This is a genomic window from Plantactinospora sp. WMMB782 (assembly GCF_049179135.1).
Lineage (GTDB): Bacteria > Actinomycetota > Actinomycetes > Mycobacteriales > Micromonosporaceae > Plantactinospora.
Genome location: NZ_JBMHMC010000007.1, coordinates 7,432,978 through 7,451,764 on the forward strand (window position 1 = coordinate 7,432,978; position 18,787 = coordinate 7,451,764).

Annotated in this window: 17 protein-coding genes; 6 read left to right on the forward strand and 11 right to left on the reverse strand. The window is 70.9% G+C overall.

Annotated features, from left to right (window positions below; translation table 11 throughout):
• Positions 1-21 precede the first annotated feature (21 nt).
• The 6 genes from ACN28A_RS35200 to ACN28A_RS35225 form a co-directional block, all read right to left on the reverse strand.
• Positions 22-1,068, reverse strand: coding sequence for a branched-chain amino acid ABC transporter permease (locus tag ACN28A_RS35200; protein WP_421402907.1), 1,047 nt, complete (start codon positions 1,066-1,068; stop codon positions 22-24).
• Positions 1,065-1,937 carry a branched-chain amino acid ABC transporter permease gene (locus ACN28A_RS35205; RefSeq protein ID WP_421402909.1) on the reverse strand — a complete coding sequence of 291 codons (873 nt, stop codon included), beginning with the start codon at positions 1,935-1,937 and terminating at the stop codon, positions 1,065-1,067. The genes ACN28A_RS35200 and ACN28A_RS35205 overlap by 4 nt, the downstream gene beginning before the upstream one ends.
• A 69-nt stretch (positions 1,938-2,006) precedes the next feature.
• Positions 2,007-3,251, reverse strand: a complete 1,245-nt coding sequence (locus ACN28A_RS35210; protein ID WP_421402911.1) for an ABC transporter substrate-binding protein — start codon at positions 3,249-3,251, stop codon at positions 2,007-2,009.
• A 53-nt stretch (positions 3,252-3,304) separates the two neighbouring features.
• Positions 3,305-3,997 (reverse strand): ABC transporter ATP-binding protein, encoded by a 693-nt coding sequence (locus tag ACN28A_RS35215; RefSeq protein WP_421402912.1) that lies wholly within the window; start codon positions 3,995-3,997, stop codon positions 3,305-3,307.
• The gene (locus ACN28A_RS35220; RefSeq protein WP_421402914.1) at positions 3,990-4,787 is read right to left on the reverse strand and encodes an ABC transporter ATP-binding protein; all 798 of its coding nucleotides are present in this window, start codon (positions 4,785-4,787) and stop codon (positions 3,990-3,992) included. The genes ACN28A_RS35215 and ACN28A_RS35220 overlap by 8 nt, the downstream gene beginning before the upstream one ends.
• Positions 4,784-6,445: a tannase/feruloyl esterase family alpha/beta hydrolase gene (locus tag ACN28A_RS35225; protein ID WP_421402916.1), complete on the reverse strand. Its 1,662-nt coding sequence runs from the start codon at positions 6,443-6,445 to the stop codon at positions 4,784-4,786. Before ACN28A_RS35225 ends, ACN28A_RS35220 begins: the two co-directional genes overlap by 4 nt.
• Positions 6,446-6,837: 392 nt before the next feature.
• Between ACN28A_RS35225 and ACN28A_RS35230 the strand changes: the two genes are divergently transcribed.
• The 4 genes from ACN28A_RS35230 (at position 6,838) to ACN28A_RS35245 (ending at position 12,437) form a co-directional block, all read left to right on the forward strand.
• Positions 6,838-8,439, forward strand: coding sequence for a carboxylesterase/lipase family protein (locus ACN28A_RS35230; RefSeq protein WP_421402918.1), 1,602 nt, complete (start codon positions 6,838-6,840; stop codon positions 8,437-8,439).
• Positions 8,440-8,497: 58 nt separating this feature from the next.
• Entirely contained in the window at positions 8,498-10,123 is a 1,626-nt protein-coding gene (locus ACN28A_RS35235) for a long-chain fatty acid--CoA ligase (RefSeq protein WP_421402920.1), read from the forward strand.
• Between the two features lie 180 nt (positions 10,124-10,303).
• The gene (locus ACN28A_RS35240; protein WP_421402921.1) at positions 10,304-11,359 is read left to right on the forward strand and encodes an SMP-30/gluconolactonase/LRE family protein; all 1,056 of its coding nucleotides are present in this window, start codon (positions 10,304-10,306) and stop codon (positions 11,357-11,359) included.
• A 262-nt stretch (positions 11,360-11,621) separates the two neighbouring features.
• The gene (locus ACN28A_RS35245; protein WP_421402923.1) at positions 11,622-12,437 is read left to right on the forward strand and encodes an SAM-dependent methyltransferase; all 816 of its coding nucleotides are present in this window, start codon (positions 11,622-11,624) and stop codon (positions 12,435-12,437) included.
• A gap of 167 nt (positions 12,438-12,604) precedes the next feature.
• On the opposite strand, the gene ACN28A_RS35250 is transcribed toward ACN28A_RS35245, so the two are convergent.
• On the reverse strand, positions 12,605-13,498 hold the full coding sequence (locus ACN28A_RS35250) for an SGNH/GDSL hydrolase family protein (RefSeq protein ID WP_421402925.1): 894 nt from the start codon (positions 13,496-13,498) through the stop codon (positions 12,605-12,607).
• Between the two features lie 180 nt (positions 13,499-13,678).
• A complete protein-coding gene (gene hpnR / locus ACN28A_RS35255) occupies positions 13,679-15,202 on the reverse strand; it encodes a hopanoid C-3 methylase HpnR (protein ID WP_421402926.1) in 1,524 nt (507 codons plus the stop codon).
• 354 nt (positions 15,203-15,556) lie between these two features.
• Between hpnR and ACN28A_RS35260 the strand changes: the two genes are divergently transcribed.
• Both ACN28A_RS35260 and ACN28A_RS35265 read left to right on the forward strand, forming a co-directional pair.
• Positions 15,557-15,907 carry an STAS domain-containing protein gene (locus tag ACN28A_RS35260; protein WP_421402928.1) on the forward strand — a complete coding sequence of 117 codons (351 nt, stop codon included), beginning with the start codon at positions 15,557-15,559 and terminating at the stop codon, positions 15,905-15,907.
• A gap of 160 nt (positions 15,908-16,067) precedes the next feature.
• Positions 16,068-16,559: a DUF421 domain-containing protein gene (locus ACN28A_RS35265; RefSeq protein ID WP_421402930.1), complete on the forward strand. Its 492-nt coding sequence runs from the start codon at positions 16,068-16,070 to the stop codon at positions 16,557-16,559.
• A gap of 176 nt (positions 16,560-16,735) precedes the next feature.
• Here the strand turns inward: ACN28A_RS35265 and ACN28A_RS35270 are convergent, their stop codons facing one another.
• From ACN28A_RS35270 to ACN28A_RS35280, 3 genes are all read right to left on the reverse strand, one after another.
• On the reverse strand, positions 16,736-17,215 hold the full coding sequence (locus ACN28A_RS35270; protein WP_421402932.1) for a nitroreductase family deazaflavin-dependent oxidoreductase: 480 nt from the start codon (positions 17,213-17,215) through the stop codon (positions 16,736-16,738).
• A 75-nt stretch (positions 17,216-17,290) separates the two neighbouring features.
• Positions 17,291-17,980 carry an STAS domain-containing protein gene (locus ACN28A_RS35275; RefSeq protein ID WP_421402933.1) on the reverse strand — a complete coding sequence of 230 codons (690 nt, stop codon included), beginning with the start codon at positions 17,978-17,980 and terminating at the stop codon, positions 17,291-17,293.
• The gene (locus ACN28A_RS35280; RefSeq protein ID WP_421402934.1) at positions 17,977-18,777 is read right to left on the reverse strand and encodes an anti-sigma factor antagonist; all 801 of its coding nucleotides are present in this window, start codon (positions 18,775-18,777) and stop codon (positions 17,977-17,979) included. Before ACN28A_RS35280 ends, ACN28A_RS35275 begins: the two co-directional genes overlap by 4 nt.
• Positions 18,778-18,787 lie beyond the last annotated feature (10 nt).

Sequence of the window (18,787 nt, forward strand, 5' to 3'; positions counted from 1 at the left end):
CTGCGCCGCGGCTGCCGCAGCTCACCGCCGCGCCTGGTCGGTACCGGCCGAGGTGCGCCGCGACGACGTGCGGCGCTGCTGCCGGGCCAGCCATTGATGACGAACGGTACCCCAGATTCCACGACGGAACAGCAGCACCACGAGGACGAAGACCGCGCCGGTGACCAGGTCGATACCGTTGTAGCCGGACGAGGCGAGATAGTCGGCGAGCAGCACGGCCAGGAACGCGCCGAGGATTCCTCCCCAGAGCGTGCCGATGCCGCCGAGCACCGTCATCAGCACGACTTCGCCGGAGGTACTCCAGTGGAGTTCGGTAAGCGCGACGAAGCCGTGGTTGATGGCGAACACCCCGCCGGCCAGGCCGGTGAGTCCGGCGGAGAGCACGAATGCGATGACCTTGTATTTCTCCACCTCGTAACCGAGTGCCCGGGCTCGCTGGGTGTTGTCGCGGATCGACACCAGCACCCGACCGAACGGCGAGTGCACGATCCGCCAGGCCGCCCACATCCCGAGCAGCAGGATCGGCAGGGCCGCGTAGTAGAAGTAGAACGAGTCGGTTTCCACCAACTCGATGCCGAAGAACGCCCGGGGTACGCCCTGCAGGCCGTTCTCGCCGCCGGTCAGGTCGCTCCACTGGTAGCCGATGAAGTAGACCATCTGCGCGAAGGCGAGGGTCACCATCGCGAAGTAGATTCCGGACCGGCGCACCGACAGGTATCCGACGGGAAGGGCGAGGAGCATCGCGAACAGCGCGCCGCCGAGGACGGCCACCGGAAACGGCGCGCCGTAGTGCGTCGCGATCAGCGCCGTCACGTACGCCGAACTGCCCCAGAACGCCGCGTGCCCGAAGGACAGCAGGCCGGTGTAGCCGAGCAGAATGTCCAGGGCGATCGCGAACAGTGCCATCGCCGCGATGTCCGTCGCCACCGGCGGATAGACGAACCACGGCAGCGCCAGCGCTGCCACCAGGCCGGCGGCCAGCAGTACCCATCGTCGCCGCGTGTCGCCGGCCGGCTCGACGGCCCGCGTCCCGGTCGCCGGGGCCTCGGTGAGCGCGGACCCGGTCATGCCGTCGCCTCCTTGCGTCCGAACAACCCGGCGGGCCGGACCAGAATGACAAGGGCCATCAGGACGAAGATCAGGATCTGTGCGAAGGTCGGGGCGTATGCCTGGCCGAACGCCTCCACCAGGCCCACCATGAAGCCCGCCACCACCGCGCCGACGATCGAGCCGAGCCCGCCGATCACCACGACCGCGAAGAGGATGATCGCGAAGTTGTTCCCCATGTCGGCCGTGATCGCCCGGAACGGCGCGGCGAGTACGCCGGCCAGGCCGGCGAGCGCGACACCGAAGCCGAAGACCGGCGTCACCCAGCGGCCCACGTTGATGCCCAGGGCACGGGCGAGTTCGGGCTTCTCGGTCGACGCCCGGACGATCATGCCGATCCTGGTCCGGGTCATCAGCAGCCAGACGAGCACACAGACCGCCACCGAGAACAGCAGGACGAAGAGCTGGTAGCGCGGCAGTACGACGCCGGCCAGGTCGACCCGCCCGGAGAGCGCGCCGGGAAGCTTGTACGGCAGCCCGGAGACGCCGTACCGCTGCTTGACCAGCTCGACCAGGACCAGCGTGAGGCCGAAGGTGAGCAGGAAGTTGTAGAGCGGGTCGAGCCGGAGCAGCCACTGCACGAGCAGCCGCTCCACCGCGACGCCGAAGCCGAACATCAGCACCGGCACCACCAGCAGCGACCACCACAGGGTGAGGTCGAGGGTGTCGAGCAGCACGGCGGTGGCGACCGCGCCGAGCATGTAGAACGCGCCGTGGGCGAAGTTCACCACGCCCAGGACACCGAAGATGATCGCCAGTCCCAGGGCGGCAAGCGCGTAGAAACTGCCGGCCGCCAGGCCCTGTACGGCGTACTGCAGTACTGCGTTCATGGATTCCTTTCCCGGTGCCGCGCCCCGGGCGCCGCGTGGCGCCCAGGGCCGCGAAACCGGCTCAGCCGCTCACAACGAGCAGGGGGACGCCTCGGCGGGCGGGAACGCCTTCGCCGCCGGAATGGTGGCCACGATCTCCTCGTAGTCCCACTCCTCCTTGACCGCCGACGGCTCCTTGACCCGGGCCAGGTAGGCGTCGTGCACGACGAGGTGGTCCTTGGCGCGGATCTCGCCGTTGCGCAGGAAGACGTCGTTGAGCTTCTTGCCCTCGAGCTTGCCGACAACCGCGTCGGCGTCGTCGGTGCCGGCGGCCTGCACCGCCTCCAGGTACTGCAGGGCCGCGGAGTAGTTGCCGGCGTGTTCGAAGGTCGGCCGGGTCCCGGTCTCGTCACGGAACCGGTCCGCCCAGGCGCGCGCCTCGGCGTCCATGTTCCAGTACCAGGCGTCGGTGAACATCGTCCCGGCGAACTGTTCGACGCCGAGGGAGTGGATGTCGGTGATCAGCATCAGCCCGACGGCCAGCTCGATGCCCCGCTCCTTCAACCCCGACTCGTTGAACTGCTTGACCACGTTGATCAGGTCACCGCCGGCCTGCATGGTGCCGATCACGTCGGGGTTGGTGCTGCCGGCCCGGGTGAGGAAGGTCGCGAAGTTGTCGTTCGGGAACGGCGTCGGGATGGTGCCCTGCACGGTGCCGCCGGCCCGTTTGATCGCCTCGGTGAAGGACTTGGTCATGTCCTGCCCGAACTGGTAGTCGGGGTAGATGATGTGCCAGTTCCTGCCGCCGTTCTCGGTGACTGTCGTGCCGGTGCCGTTGGCGAGCATGTAGGTGTTGTAGGCCCACTGGAAGGTGTACTTGTTGCACTGGGCGCCGGTCAGTTCGGTGGTCGCCGCGCTGACGTCGAGGAACAGCTTCTTGTGGCTCTTCGCCTGGTTGGCGACGGCCAGCGCCGCCGAGGAGGTCGGCACGTCGAGGATGACGTCGGCACCGCCACGCTCGTAGAGTTCCTTGGCCTTGGTGTTTGCGATGTCCGGCTTGTTCTGGTGGTCGGTCGAGGTCACCTCGATCTTGTCGACCACCGCCTCGTCGCCGTACTTCTTCTGGTAGTCGGCCACGGCCATCTTGACCGCCTTGACGGAGTTGGGCCCCGACGCGTCCTTGTAGACGCCGGACTGGTCGTTGAGCACCGCCAGTACCAGCTTGTCGTCGGTGAAGTCGCCGCCCGACCCGCCGGGGCCGCCGCCACCGCAGGCGCCCAGCAGCAGTACTCCGGTCATGGCCGCGGCACCGGCCCGAATCCCTCTGCTCTCCATGGTGGTTCTCCTCGTGTGGTGTCGGTGTGTGTCGCGTCGTCCGCTGGGGGCGGTCAGATGCCGAGGTGCTTGAGGAGTTCGCCCTCGCGCCGCCGGAACTCGGAGTTGTCCAGGGTCTCGACGATGCGGCCCTGGCTGAGCAGGTAGTGCCGGTCGGCCACGGTGGCGGCGAACTTGACGTTCTGCTCGATGAGCAGCACGCCGACGCCGGTGGCCTTGATCTGGTTGACGATCTCCCGGATCCGGGCCACCACCACCGGGGCCAGGCCCTCGGAGGGCTCGTCCATCAGCAGCAGCCGGGCACCGGTGCCGAGCGCCCGGGCGATCGCCAGCATCTGCTGCTCGCCACCCGAGAGCGTGGTGCCCGGCGCCCTGCGGCGCTCGGCGAGCACCGGGAACGCCTCGTAGACCTGCGCCAGCGTCCAGGCCCGGTCGGAGACCTTCGGCGGGAGCAGCAGGTTCTCCTCCACGCTGAGGCTCGCGTAGATGCCCCGGTCGTCCTGGACCCAGCCCATCCCGGCGCGGGCCCGCTGGTGGGCCGGCGTCCGGGTGACGTCGCGGCCGAGGAAGGAGACGGTGCCGGCGACCTGCCGGTGCAGGCCGATGAGCGACCGCACCAGGGTGGTCTTGCCGGCGCCGTTGCGTCCGACGAGCGTGACGACCTCGCCCTCCCCCACGCGTACGTCCACTCCGTGCAGCGCCTGTGCCTCGCCGTACCACGCCCGTAGACCGGTGACCTCAAGCATGGTCGGCCTCGCCCAGGTAGGCGGTGATCACCCGTTCGTCGGCGCGGACCTCCTCGTAACGGCCCTCCGCCAGGATCCTGCCCTGCTGGAGCACCGTCACCCGGTCGGCGAGGCTGCCGACCACGTGCATGTTGTGGTCGACGAGCACCACGGTCCGGCCGGCGGCGATCCGCCGGACCAGTTCGATGGTCCGGTCGACGTCCTCGATCCCCATTCCGGCCGTCGGCTCGTCGAGGAGCATCACCCGGGGGTCCAGGGCCAGCACGAGGGCCAGTTCCAGCGCACGCTTCTGCCCGTAGGCGAGCAGGCCGACCGGTTTCTCGGCCAGCGACGTCAGCCCCACCTGTCCGAGCAGCTCGTCCACCCGGCCGCGGTCGCGGCCGAGCAGCTTCGCCGAGCGCCAGAACCGGAACCCCTGGTTGGTCAGCCCCTGTAGGGCCAGTTCGACGTGCTCGCGGCTGGTCAGGGTCTCGAAGAGGCTGGTGATCTGGAACGACCTGGCCACGCCGCGCCGCGCGACCTGCTCGGGCTGTTGGCCGGTGACGTCCTCGTCGAACAGCTCGATCGTCCCGGAGGTCGGGGAGACGAAGCCGGTCAGCAGGTTGAACAGCGTGGTCTTGCCGGCACCGTTCGGGCCGACCAGCGCCTGCACGGTGCCCTCGCGGACCGCCAGGTCGACCGAGTCGACCGCCCGGAACCCGCGGAACACCTTCGTCAGGGCCCGGGTACGCAGCGCCACCCGACCGTCGCCCGGCACGTCGCTGCCCACCAGCTGGTCGGGGGCCGTCATCGCGAACACACGAAGCTCTGTGCGCTGTCGGGGTCACCCGAGCGGTACCTCGGCCAGCCCGGGTACTCGCAGAGCGGGCGCGTCCGGCCGTCCCTGCCGTCGACGGCCACCGGCTCGACCGGCGGCCGGCCCTGCTCGACCCACCGTTCGAGCGCGGAGAGCGAGTCCCAGTTGGCGGCGAAGGCGGGTGCGCCGACGTTGGCGTGGTTCGCGCCCGGCACCAGGTAGTACCGCATGAACTGCCGGGTCTGCCCGGGCCCCACGGTGCCGAGCACCCGCCGGTAGTAGTCGTTCGTCGACCAGTGCGAGACCAGTTCGTCGGCGGCGCCGTGCAACAGCAGCAGTTTCCCTCCAGATCGCGCGAAGGGCCGCAGGTCCGGGTCGTTGCGGTCCTGGATCGTGGAGAGGTGACTGATCCGGGGCAGCCACCTGCCCGGCCGCCGTGGGTCGACGTCGAGCGAGTTGTGTCCGGGGTCCCTGGTCAGGAAGTACTTCACCCACTGGTCCCAGTACTGCACGCCGTAGCCGCTGGTCACCGGCATGGGGTTGGCCGGGGCCGAGGTGCCGAAGCCGAGTACCGGGGTCCGCATGTCGGCACCGGAGAGGAGCGGGAAGCCCGGGTAGTACCTCTCGCCACTGGCGATCCGGTACGGCCACCGCAACGGTGTGGAGGCGGCGACCACCGAGGCGATCTGCGGGTCGGAGAGGCAGTCGTCCCCGGTGTCGGCACCCCGGGGGCAGCGCAGCACCCGGGGGTCGAAGTGGCAGCCGTCGGGGTTCGAGACGATGCCGTCCTCGACGCCGTCCCGTCCGTCGCAGGCCGCCAGCACGCTCTCGTAGAGCAGGGTCTGCTTGGCCGGCCCGGGGAACGCGCCGGGCCGCGACATCACCTGCGCGATGTGGCCGAGGTGCAGGACTTCGGCGGTGTTGTTCCAGGCGGGGTAGGCGGAGATGACGCCGTCGAAGGCGTCCGGCCAGCGTTGCGCGACGACGAGGGCCTCGCGCCCGCCCGTCGAACCGCCCGCGAAGTACGCCCGGGAAGGTCCGGCACCGTAGCCACGGCGGATGAGGTGCACGGCGGCGTCCCGGGTCTTCCTGAGCGCGTCGCCGGCGGCGAAGTTCCGAAGTGCCTCGTCGTTCATCGCGAACGAACCGTCCAGGGATCCGGCCGGACCCGCCTGGTGGCCGGAGTCGCTGCCGAAGGTCGCGTAGCCCCGGGCCAGCGGCGCGGGTTGGTCGGGCCGGCCGAACGGCACGTTCTGGGCGAGGTTGGGGACCGTGCCGTTGAAGCCGCCGCCGCCGAACATCATCGCGGCACGGTTCCAGCCGACCGGCAGGCCGAGCCGCATCCTGATGTCCGGCGCGGCGGGGTCGACCGGGAAGATCGCCGCCTGGACGTCGCAGTACTCGACGGTCTTCCCGCTGACGGTCTGGGTCACCAGGGCTGCCGACTCGACCCGCCCGCCGCGCGTCGGCAGGCTGACCACCGACGCCGGGATCCGGCTGCCCGCCAACTCCACGCACCTCGGGGTCGTGCCCGCCCCGGCGCTGGCCGGCGCGGGGCCGAGGACCGCCGCCGCGCCCGCCAACGCGGTGGCCAGGGCCAGCCCGGCACGCAGCGGCCGGGATCTTCCACGGACTCGCAGCACTTGGCTCATGTGCGGACCTCCTGGCTAAGAGCACGCTGTGCCGTTGGGCCGCTTCTAGGCGGCACTGAGTGCCAACACTGTGCCATGGGTCACAGCAGCCCGCAAGACCCCCGCAGAACCGCAAGGAAGGCCCCCTGTTAGCGCTTTTGGCAGAAGAAGGGCCCTTCCTTACCCCTCGGCCGGGGTGGCGAGGCTGGCTCTTGCCTCGCCGGAGAGACGCATGTAACAGTTATGGCACGCGGTGGCAATGTGGACGTGCCTCGACGACACGGCGTGCCACCCTCGATATCAGGGAGGCAGTGCCGATGCCTGCTGTGCCGCCCCGGACCGCCGTCGTCCGCCAGCCGGCCGGGACTTCTCGTGCCAGGTGGGCGCTCCGGCGGATACTCGGGATCGTCCTGGTGACTGCTCTGCTGACCGCCCTGCCGTCCGCTGGCGCGGCCGCCGGTCCGGACCGGCCCGGCAAGGATCCACTGGTGCACACGACGCTGGGGCCGGTCGTCGGCCGGGACGACGGCCGGTCCGCCGGGACGTACTCGTGGCTGGGCATCCCGTACGCCGAGCCGCCGGTCGGCGAACTCCGGTGGCAGCCGCCGAGGCCCCATCAGCCCTGGACAAAGGTGCGGCACACCCAGCGGTACGGCTCCGGCTGCACCCAACCGGGGCGCTTCTTCAGCCCCTCCCCCAACGGGCCGTTCTACGAGCTGGCGGTGCGCGACGGACTGCGGCAGCCGGTCGGCGCAGAGGACTGCCTGACGCTCAACGTCTTCCGTCCGTCGACGTCCCGACGCGACCTGCCGGTCGTGTTCTTCGTCCACGGCGGCAGCAACGTGGTCGGCTACTCGGCGGATCCGATGTACGACGGCCGGGAGCTGGCCCGGCGCGCCCAGGCGGTGGTCGTCACGGTCAACTACCGGGTCGGGATCTTCGGTTGGCTGAACGTCGACGGCCTGGGCGGTGGCGACCCGCTGGCGGCGTCCGGCAACTTCGGCACCCTCGACCTGGTCGAGGCGCTCCGGTTCGTCGACCGGAACGCCCGGAGGTTCGGCGCCGACCCCGGCAACATCAGCGTGCTGGGCCAGTCGGCCGGAGCGGTGAACGTCTGGTCGCTGCTCGTCTCACCGCTGGCCCGCGGGATGGTCGACAAGGCCATCCCGCTCAGCGGCGGCCTGAGCACCAGAAGTGTCGCCGACGCGCGGGCCTACGCCGACCGCGTCATCCGGGCCGCGGCGACCGAGTACCCCAGCTCGGGCCTCGGCGGCATGGACCTGCTCCGCTCACTTTCCGCCGACGACCTGGTACGGGTACTCGTCAAGCACCAACTCGACGCGACCCCGGCGGTCATCGCCGACGGTACGGTCATCCCGGCGGACCCGTGCGCCGTGCTCGCCTCCGGGGTAGGTCGGAACGTGCCGGTGCTCGCCGGGAACACCCGCGAGGAGGGGAAGCTGTTCGGCAGCTCCATCGGCGCGCACAGGCCGAGCGACTACGACCGGTTCACGTTGCAGTACCTCTTCGATCCCGACCACCCCGGCACGCTGACCGCCGCCGACCTGCTCACCGACGAGTACCTTCCGGTGGACGGGCCCGGCGGCTGGAACGATGCCGCCGCGGCCCTCACCGACCTCGTCTTCACGGGCATCAACCGGGACTCGCTGGATGCGCTGGCCCGCAGCGGCAACCGCTCGCTCTACCACTACCGGTTCGACTGGAACCAGCAGCCGGCCCCGTTCGACGAGGTGTACGGCGCCGTACACGCGATCGACCTGCCCTTCGTCTTCGGCAACTTCGACCGCAACGTCTTCTCCTACGCCTTCAGCCGGCAGAACCGGCCCGGACGGCTGCGGCTGTCGGACCTGATGATCGCCAGCATCCGGAACTTCGTGCACCGGGGATCGCCGCAGCACCGGGGGCTCGGACGGACCTGGGAGCAGTGGCCGGCGAGCCTGGTGCTCGACGCGGACGACCGGCGCGTCCGGCTCGGGTCCACCACCGACCGGTGAGGACCGCCGCACCGGAGAACGTCGACGGCGGGGGCACCCGCCCGGGAACGGAGGAAACGTGCACGGGCTGATGCAGGACGGGTCGCTCGACGTCGACCTGTTGATGCGACGGGCGGACCTGGGCTTCCGGCACAAGCGGGTGGTCACGGCGACCGCCTCGGGCGAGACGGTGGCGACCTGGGGCGAGGTGGTCGACCGGGCGCGGCGGCTCTCCGCCGTACTCGACGTCCTGGCGGTCCCGGCCTCGGCCCGGGTCGGCACCTTCGGCTGGAACAGCCAGCGCCACGTCGAGCTGTACCTGGGTGTTCCGTCGGCCGGTCGGGTCCTGCACACGATCAACCACCGGCTCTTCGCCCGCGACCTGGTGCACATCATGTCCGACGCGGCCGACGACGTCGTCTTCGTCGACAGGTCCCTGCTGGGCACGGTGTGGGACGTCGTCCGCTCCGTCTCGACGGTCCGCTGGATCGTCGTGATGGACGACGGCGGCGGCCAGGATGTTCCGGACGACCCGCGCATCCTCGACTACGAGGCGCTGCTCGCCCGGTGCCCCGAGCCGGCGATGCCGGCGCGGGTCGACGAGAACGACGCGGCCAGCCTCTGCTACACCTCCGGCACGACCGGGCGGCCGAGGGGCGTGCTCTACAGCCACCGCTCCATCGTGCTGCACGCGATGCTGCTGCTCGGCGTCGACGGCTTCGCCATCTCGGAGCGGGACGTCGTACTGCCGGTGGTGCCGATGTTCCACGTCAACGCCTGGGGGCTGCCGTACGCGGCGGTGCTCGCCGGGGCCGACCTGGTGCTGCCGGGTCCGGCGACCGCCCCGGCGGACCTGCTCCGGCAGATGTCCCGGCACCGGGTGACGTTCGCGGGTGGCGTACCGGCGGTCTGGCGGAGCCTGGAGCCGCTGCTGGGTACCGCGGACCTCTCCGCGCTGCGGATGGTGGTCAGCGGTGGGAGCGCCCTGCCGGACGCGCTGTCGCGGTCCTGGGAGGAGGCGGTCGGCGTACCCGTCACCAGTTCCTGGGGGATGACCGAGACGAGCCCGCTGGTCGCCTGCGGGCGGGTGTCGTCGGCGCACGACGCGCTTGCGGCCGACGAGCGTCGGCGGTTGCTCGGACAGCCGGGTCCGACGGTGCCGCTCGTCGACGTGCGGATCGTGGACGAGCAGGGCCGGCCGGTCGCCCGGGACGGGATCAGCCCGGGTGAGCTACAGGTGGCCGGGCCGACGATCGCGGCCGGCTACTTCGGCGCCGATCCGGGCACGTCGTCCTTCACCGACGACGGCTGGCTGCGCACGGGTGACGTCGCGACGATCGACGAGTTCGGCTACCTGCGCATCGTCGACCGCAGCAAGGACATGATCAAATCCGGCGGGGAGTGGATCTCGTCGGTCACGCTCGAGAACGAGCTGATGGCACACCCGGCGGTCCGGGAGGCGGCGGTGGTCGGCGTCGCCGACGACCGCTGGGGAGAGCGTCCGTGCGCGTACGTCGTGTTCGCGGCCGGGGTGGAGGTGGACGAGGCGGGCCTGCGTGAATACCTGCGCGGGCGGGTCGCCTCCTGGTGGCTCCCCGACCGTTTCGTCGTCCTCGACGAGATCCCGAAGACGGCGACGGGCAAGTTCTCCAAGGTGGCGCTGCGCGACCTCACCGGCACCGTCGCCAGTTCGCAGCCGTCCTGAGCTGACGGGATCCCCGCTGGCACCTGGCGGTGTGATATACATAGATTTCGATTGATTGGGCAGTGCGGAGGCGTCCTGCGTCCACGCCTGGGCCCGGTCAGGCACGCCGACGCTCAACGAGCCGAGTGCCCCAGCAGAGGGCCCGTCACGGGCCCCGCCGCCGCCGATTGGAACCGACCGATGCTCCGACGACCCACCCGCGCCGCCCTGGCCGGTGCCCTGACCCTGCTGACGGCCCTGACCGTCGGCGCCACGGTCGCCGGCGCACCGGCCGATGCCGGTGACACCGCGCGCACCGGCGCCCCGACGGCCGCCGGAGTTTCCGCCGACCCGGCCGCCCCCTGCGATCCGGACGCCACCTACCCGGCACCGCTGCCCGCCGCCACCATGACCGCCAGCAGGATAAGCGGCGGCTTCAGCTTCCTGGAGGGACCGGTCTGGCTGGCCGGACCGGGTCAACTGCTCCTCTCCGACATGCGCGGCGGCACGGGTCCGCAGAACGTGCAGCCCTCGACGATCCGCCGGTTCACCCCGCCGGCCACCTTCGACGTGTTCCTCGACGACGCCGGCAGCAACGGGCTGGCCGTGACCCGGGACGGCAGCCGGATCCTCGCCGCCACCCACGACCAGCGCAGCGTGTCCTCCTACCTGCTGTCCGACCGGAGCCGCGGCACCCTGGCGGGCGACTTCCAGGGACGGCGGTTCAACTCACCGAACGACCTCACGATCCACTCCGACGGCACCGTCTACTTCACCGACCCGAACTTCCAGCGCGGCAACCGGCCGGACGAGCTGGCCGGGATGACCGGGGTGTTCCGGGTACGCGACGGCGAGGTGTCCCTCGTCGACGACACCGTCCGCCAGCCCAACGGCGTCGTACTGTCACCGGACGAGACGACTCTCTACGTGGGCGGCAACGCCGACAACCTGGTCTTCAGCTACGACCTGCTGCCGGACGGCAGCGTCGGCGAACGCACCGTGTTCGCGAGCCTGCCCGGCCCGGACGGCGCCACCGTGGACTGTGCCGGGAACGTCTACTGGGCCTCGTACACCGACGGTCGGATCCACGTCTTCGCACCCACCGGTGAGAAGCTCGGCACGATCTCCGCCGGCCGGAACACCACGAACGCCGCCTTCGGCGGCTCCGACGGCCGGACCCTGTTCATCACCTCCGGAACCTGGGGCAACTTCGGCCTGTACCAGGTGCACCTCGGAGTGCCGGGATCGCCGTACTGACCGGCGAGGCAGCCGGACCGACCGGTTCCGGCACCGGACACCGGCGCGCCCGAGCGGGGCGCCGGGTCGCGCGAGCGCGGCACCGGATCGCGCGAGCGGGCGCGCTCCGGCCGCGACCCGGAACACGGAACGCGACCACGACTGCCTATGCTGGCCTCTGTTCGGGTGCCACTGTCGAGGCCCGGTGGCCGGGTGGCCGGCTGGCCGGCGGGTCTGGAGTCCTGGGCAGGCACCGAACCCCACCAGTCCGGAAGGCTGTGCCATGACCGATCACGCCGTGTCGTCCGACGCCGAGTGGACGCCGAAGATCGATACCAGTGTGCCGCACCAGGCCAGGGTCTGGAACTACCTGCTCGGCGGCAAGGACAACCACCTGGTGGACGAGCAGGCCGGCAAGGCGATCCTGGCCGCCGCTCCGGGACTGGTCGCGATGGCCCGCGCGTCCCGGGTCTTCCTGACCCGCGCGGTGCGCTACCAGGTCGAGCAGGCGGGGATCCGCCAGTTCCTGGACATCGGTACGGGTCTGCCGACCGCCAACAACACCCACGAGATCGCTCAGGCCCTCGCTCCCGAGTCCCGCGTCGTCTACGTGGACTTCGACCCCCTGGTGCTGGTGCATGCCCGTGCCCTGTTGACGAGCGACCCGCAGGGCGCGACCGACTACATCGACGCCGACCTGCGCGACACCGAGAAGATCCTGCACGAGGCGCACCGGACGCTTGACTTCAGCCGGCCGGTCGGGCTCATCCTGCTCGGGATCCTGGGCGCGATCGAGTCCTACCACGAGGCCCGGGCGATCGTCCGGACCCTGCTGGACGCCGTACCCGCCGGCAGCTACCTGCTGGTCGGCGACGGTACGAACACCAGCGAGGCGATGGTGCAGGCGGCCCGGGTACGCAACGAGTCGGTCAGGCCCCCTTACATCGTGCGCAGCCCGGCGCAGATCGCAGGGTTCCTCGACGGGCTGGACCTCGTCGACCCCGGAGTGGTCTCCTTCCCGCACTGGCGGCCCGAGCCGGACGCGCCGCAGCAACCGGCCCACGTCGACGGCTACGGCGGGATCGCCCGGAAGCGCTGAGGCGCGACGGCCCAGACCACGGCCCGGGCCCGGTAGGAACCTCATCGGCAAGCCCGGCGGACGACCGGGCCGCCAGGGCGCTGCCGTCCCCGGGGACGGCCGCAGGTGACGAGGTGGCGGCCCGGACGTCCCGCGCCCGCCGCACGGGCGCGGGATCCTCCGACCGGTCAGCTGTTCAGCGTTGCCAGCAGTGCGTTGGCCATGCCCTGCTCGCCACGGGCGTTCGGGTGGAAGGGAGCGGCGGAGTTCTCCGGTACGAGTCCCTCGACCCACCGGGTTCCGCTGCTCTTGCAGGTGTCCCGGCCGATCGACGGGGTGTAGACGTCGGCGTAGGTGGCGCCGTTCGCGGTCGCGGTACTGGCCAACATCGCGTTCAGCGACTTGGCGATGCCGCGCAGATACGGCACGTCCTGATAGGCGATCGGGACCACGGGCCAGCAGCCGTACCCGCTGTCCGGCACGATCGCCGGGTACCCGAGCACCACCACCCGGGCGCCCGGCGCGGCCCGCCGGACCGCCTGGAGCACGCTCGTCACCTTCGGGGCGGTAGCGGCGATCCGGGCCTGCAACTGGTCCGTGCCACCGGCGGTGTACCGGTTCTTGCACGGTGACCCGAGCGGACTGCTCAGGCTCGCCTCGGCACAGGTGCTGATGATGCCGGAGAAGCCGATGTCGTTACCGCCGATCTGCACCGTCACCAGCGCCGTGTTCGAGGTGACCGCGCTGAGCTGCGGTGGCACCGCGATGCCCAGCTGGCCGCTGCCACCGTTGAGGATGTCGTCGGTGGTGGCACCGGAGCAGCTGACGTCGGCGAACGACGACGATCCGGCCGAGGCCGCCACCAGGGAGGGATAGTTGCGGTTGGACCGCAGGCAGTTCAGGTCGATTTGGGTGGGAATCAGCGGACCGGCGGCGTACGAGTCGCCGAGCGCGACGTAACGGCCGGTCGGAACGGCGGCGCTGGCGGGGGTGGCGACGGTGAGCAGCACGCCGGCGGTGGCCACGGCGAGTGCGGACAGCCGGGCGGCTGCCCGCAGGAGCCGCAGGCGGGGACGGGTCATGGCGCCTCCAGGGGGGATCACGATCGTGGTGGTGCCGAGATCCTGTCCCTGACGAAGCCGAACGTCAATATGGACGAGCCTCACTAAATGCGGTTCCGGGGTGTGGGCTCCGCGTGCGCGCCGACGATGTCCGTCGGCAGCCGCCCACCCGACCCGGCTGGCCGGTCCGGCCCGCGCCGGTCAGGCGTCCGGCGCCGAGATCGCGTCGCCGGTCGCCGCCAGCCTCGGCGGGGCGGTGCGCTCGATGTGGATGTACAGCTGTTTGCGGTCGCGCGGCCCCACCTCGTGCGGGGTGGGTTCCGGAAGGTGGTACCGGACCGGCCGGTGGTGCTCCGCGTACAGCCGCTCCGGGTTGTAGACCCGGGAGAACCGCCACAGCATCCTGGCGAAGTTGGTCTGCCCGTGCGCGAGACGACGGGCAACCAGCCCGGCGGTACGGGCCAGCGCGGCGACGCCGAGGTGCTTACGGTTGATCACGGCCTGCGTGCGTACCAACTCCCGGTAGAACTCCTGCAACGGCAGGTGGGTGGGCATCACCGCATGCTGGATGTCGAACAGCCGGTAGTCCAGGGTGGTCAGTTTCCGGGACTCGGTATGCCAGATCTCGGTTCCCGGATACGGCGTCATCACCGACAGGTGAACGATTTCCGGTACGCTCAATGCCCAGTCCCTGACGAGCCGGAACTGTTCCCTGTCCCACTTCGGGTCGACGATCAGGTTGATGGCGACCGAGAGTCCCAGCTTCCTGGCCCGCTCCAACGCCCTCATGTTCTCGTCCGGACTGATGCGCTTACGGAAGAGTTCCAACCCTTCGGCGTCGAGCGCCTCCATCCCGAGAAAGACGTAGTTCAGGCCGAGCCGCTTCCATCGGGCGAACACCTCGGTGTTGCGCAACAGGACGTCGGCGCGGGTTTCCAGATAGTACTGCTTGCGGACCTTCCTACGCTCCAGTTCACCGGCTATGGCGTCACCGTGCTCGGGCCGGATGAACGCCACGTCGTCCACGATGAACACCCCGGGTTCCCGGATCCCGGCTATCTCGGCGGCGGCGATCGAGGGCGAGAGCTTGCGGTAACTGCGGCCGTAGAACGTCCACGCCGAACAGAACGAGCAGTCCCAGGGGCATCCGCGGGTGAATTCGACGGAGGCCGCCGGGTCCAGCACGCCGATGAAGTAGCGGTTGCGTCGGCGGACGAGATCCCTTGCTGGCCGTGGCGCGTCGATCGATTCCAGCAGGCGCGGTCGGGGACCGCTGCCGTTGAGGGTGACGGCGCCCGGCGCCTCGTGGGCGGCTCCGTCCCGGGCGGCCTCCAGCAGTGCCACCGCGCCGGTCTCACCCTCACCCCGCAGTACGGCGTCGATCGCCCCCTCCGACTGCCGCAGAACGTGGTCGGCCACGAACGAGACCGAGTGTCCGCCCGCGAAGACGAAGGGTGGCCGCCGCTGTTTCTTGAACCAGCGAGCCAGGTCGATGACCTCGGGAATATTGGCCAGGTAATTGAGCCCGAATCCTACCGCATCCGGCTCGAAATCCAGGAACTCACGGGCCAGTTCGGTCCTGTCGTGGGTCTGTAGGTCGACTATCCGGACCTGATGACCGGCGTCGCGCACCGCCGCGGCGACGCACTCGAGTCCCAACGGCTCCAGCCGAAGGAACAACTCCGAGTACATCAGCACGCTCGGGTGCACCAACAGGACCTTCATGTATTCCCCAACCGGTCATCGCCAGATACCGCGATTCCGATACTCGCACACCGCCTGTTGTCACCGACGCCGAATGGACGGTCGCGTACGACGGATACGCGCTCCGGCACCTGCCTGCCCGGCGGATTGGCCCGTCGTCATGAAACCGACGTATACCCGCAGACGGACCGCCACATCGAAAAGCTAGCTTGACCCGTACGACGAGACCGGCCCGTCCGAACCGGCAACACCGCCCACGGCAACCACCGCGTGCCGTCGGAGCTACTGCCGGCCGGGCCTGGTGTGCCGGACCGCAACCGACCCTACTCGGCGGCCACGGGCCTCACGGCCGCCCGACCCGCACGGAGGAAGACGATGACCCTCATCATCACCACACAGCGCCTGCCCAACGCCGCGATCGCGATCCAACCCGACGGCGCGATCACCTCGGACAACGCGTCCAAGCTCCAGGACCGGGTGGTTGCCGTGCTGGCCGCCACCAAGCCCGACACGATCCTCGTCGACCTGCGCGCCGTTCCCGCGATGGACGACGCCGGGGTGGACGCCCTGAAGTCGGGCTACAGTACCGCCGCCGCGTGCAACTGCACCCTCGTGGCCATCGATCCGCAACCCGGCGTCGACCGGCACCTCCGCGCTCGCGGCCTCACCGACGTGCTGGCCCGGCCGGCGCCGGCCGGGGCACAGCACGTGAACGGCAGCGCCTGACCGGTCCTGCCAGGCGGCCCGACCGCCCAGCGGCCCGACCGCCCAGCGGCCCGACCGCCCAGCGGTCCGACCGCCCAGACTGCGGACAGGCCGAATGCGGTGACGACGACGCGGGTAGGACGGAAAGGTGCTGTCACAGAATCCTGCTGACCTGCTGCGGTTGACGATCGTCGCCCTGGCCGCCTATCCGGCCCTGATCCTGATCCTGCGGCTGTCCGGCAAGCGGACCCTGTCCAAGCTGAGCGCTTTCGATCTCGTGGTGACGGTCGCCCTGGGCTCCACGCTCGCCACCGTCCTGCTGTCGCGTGACGTGTCGCCGCTGGAAGGGATACTCGCCCTCCTCCTGCTGGTGGCGCTGCAGTTCGTGGCCGCGGCGGTCAGCGTACGCTGGCCGCCGTCGCAGCGACTGCTCAAGTCGCGACCGACCGCCCTGGTGCGTGACGGCCACCTGCTGCACGAGATGATGCGCAGTCAACGCATCACCGAGAGCGAGATCCGTCAGGCCGCCCGGAGCCAGGGTGTCGGCGACCTTTCCGAGTTGGCCGCCGTCGTGCTGGAGACCGACGGCAGCCTCAGTGTGATCACTCGATCGAGATACGGCGATGGCAGTGCTCTCGCGGACGTCACCTCGCCGACCGCCGTCGACACCTGACTGCCCCGGACGGATCCGCTGCCCCGTAGAGATCCGGTTGCCGGCACAACGGCCCACGCCGCCCGCGCCCGGCCGCCGTGGCCGCCGTGACGCTCGGCGCGCCGTGACGGTCGGCGCGGGGAGGTTGTCCGGCGCGGTCGCCGGTGCTCTGCCGACGTCGCCGGTGCTCTGGCGACTCAGTCGGCAATCAGTCGCAGCAACGGCACACCCCGGTCCGGGTCCGAGCCGATCCGCTGGTACGCCGCCTCGGAGCCGTCGACCTGCTGACCGATCGTACGCATCAGCAGCGCGGCGGCGCGCGGATGCCGGCGGGCGTAGTCGCGCAGGTACCGGCCGGACTCGTCGGCGGGTAGCGGGCAGGCTCGCCCGGCCCGCCGTCGCCAACCCACCTGGAACAGCACGCGTGGCTCGGCCAGCACGTTGCGGTACCACTGGGCCCGGGAGCCGTAGCCGGAGGCGATCAGGTACCCGCCGTCGCGATGCCGGCCGACGACCTCCAGCACCACCTGCCGGCGCTTCCCGGTCGACCGGCCGGTGTGGGTCAGCAGCACCAGACGTCGCCCGAGCAGGCCCCCGAGACCCAGCCGGTACAGCCAGATCGGCCCGCGGGCCACGAGTCGTTGCAGTCGCGTCCGTGGGGGTTGGGTGAGTCTCATACCTGGCCTCGTTGCGGCGAAGGGCCGGCGGCGTGGAACAGCCAGCAGCAGCATGACACGGTCAGCACGTCGAGGTCAGCCGATCCGCCACGTCGGTCCGCCGGACTCCTGGTCGACCGTCCGGACTTCCGCGTCGGCGGACGGCCCTCGCGTCCGGTCGGCCGAGGGTCGCCAGCCGAGCGCGGCCGACACGTCCGGGAACATCGGGAAGACCCGGAACAGGTGCATGGTGTGCAGCACGGTGAGGATGAACGACGACGGAGCGGCGAGCATGACCACCAGGCCGGCCTTCTTGGCCTCGCGCTGCGCCCGTACCAGCAGGCCGAGCCCGACCGGGTCGATGACGCCGGTGCCGGCGAGATCGAGCACCACGTCCCGGCCCGCGCCGATGGCCGCGGCGAGTACCGCCCGGAGCCGGCCCGCCACGACGGTGTCCAGGTCACCGTCGATGCCCAGCACGGTGACGTCCGGCAGCTGGCGTACCCGCACGGGCGGTCGCCGCTGCGCGGTCTTCGATCTGGAGCCGAGCCCGGCCGGGTCCAGCTGGGGCGGGGCCAGCTGGGGCGGGGCCAGCAGTGGCGTGGCGGCGCAGCGGGGGCACTGGTGCGGGCCGGTGGCGAGGGCGGAGCCGGCCCAGCCCTCGGCGTCGAGCAGCGGCCAGACGACGTCGTCGTCCCGCAGGTCGTGGTCCGGCACCTCGACGTCTCCGCCGCAGATGTCACAGATCAGCGTCGCCCTGCCGGCGGCGGCGGGTACGACGCTCATGTCCGCCCCCGCGCACCCGCCGGCTCCGATCCCACCCGCCCCGCACCGCCGTGGTCGGGGTCGGGGCGCTGGGCGCCCGCCGGACCAGAACCCGACCCGAGGTCGCCCCGCGTGGCGGGGCCGGTTCGAACCGATACCGGCCCCGCCACGCGTTCCCCGGGGGGAGGGGACGCGCAAAGATCTGGGTCAGCCGGCACAAGTCCGGGATCGCGGTCGGGGCGAGGCGGAGCGACGACGGTGCTCCGCTCGTCCGCCGGGAAGGCAGCTCCGCCGGGCGAATCAGCCGGGAAGGCAGCTCCGCCGGGCGAATCAGCCGGGAAGGCAGCTCCGCCGGGCGAATCAGCCGGGAAGGTCGCTCCGCCGGGCGGGTCCGCCGCCACGGCCGCCTGTCCGGACGGCTCTCCTGCCGGTTCGGCCGGCTCCGTCCGGAGGACGTTGAGCAGCCGGGTGATCCGGAGAATGCGGCGCACCCGGGTACTGGGATGGCGGAGCGTCACCTCGCCGCCGGAGCGCATCAGCCGGCGGTGCGTGTCCAGCAGGAGCGAGACGCCGGCCGCGTCGACCCGCCGGCAGTCGGCGAGGTCGATCACCAACCGGGCCGGTCGCCGGTCGAGGATCGCGTCGAGCACGGCGCCGAGCCGGGGTACCCGGGCAATGTCCAGTTCCCCGTCGACGAACACCTCGACCGGCTCGGCCGGCCCGCCCGAAGCTCCCGGTACCTGTGCCGTCGCTCGAACCAAATGCCCCATGTCACCCCCTCCGGCTCGTCCCGTCGGTATGCGGCACAGCCTGCCCATCCGGCATGGC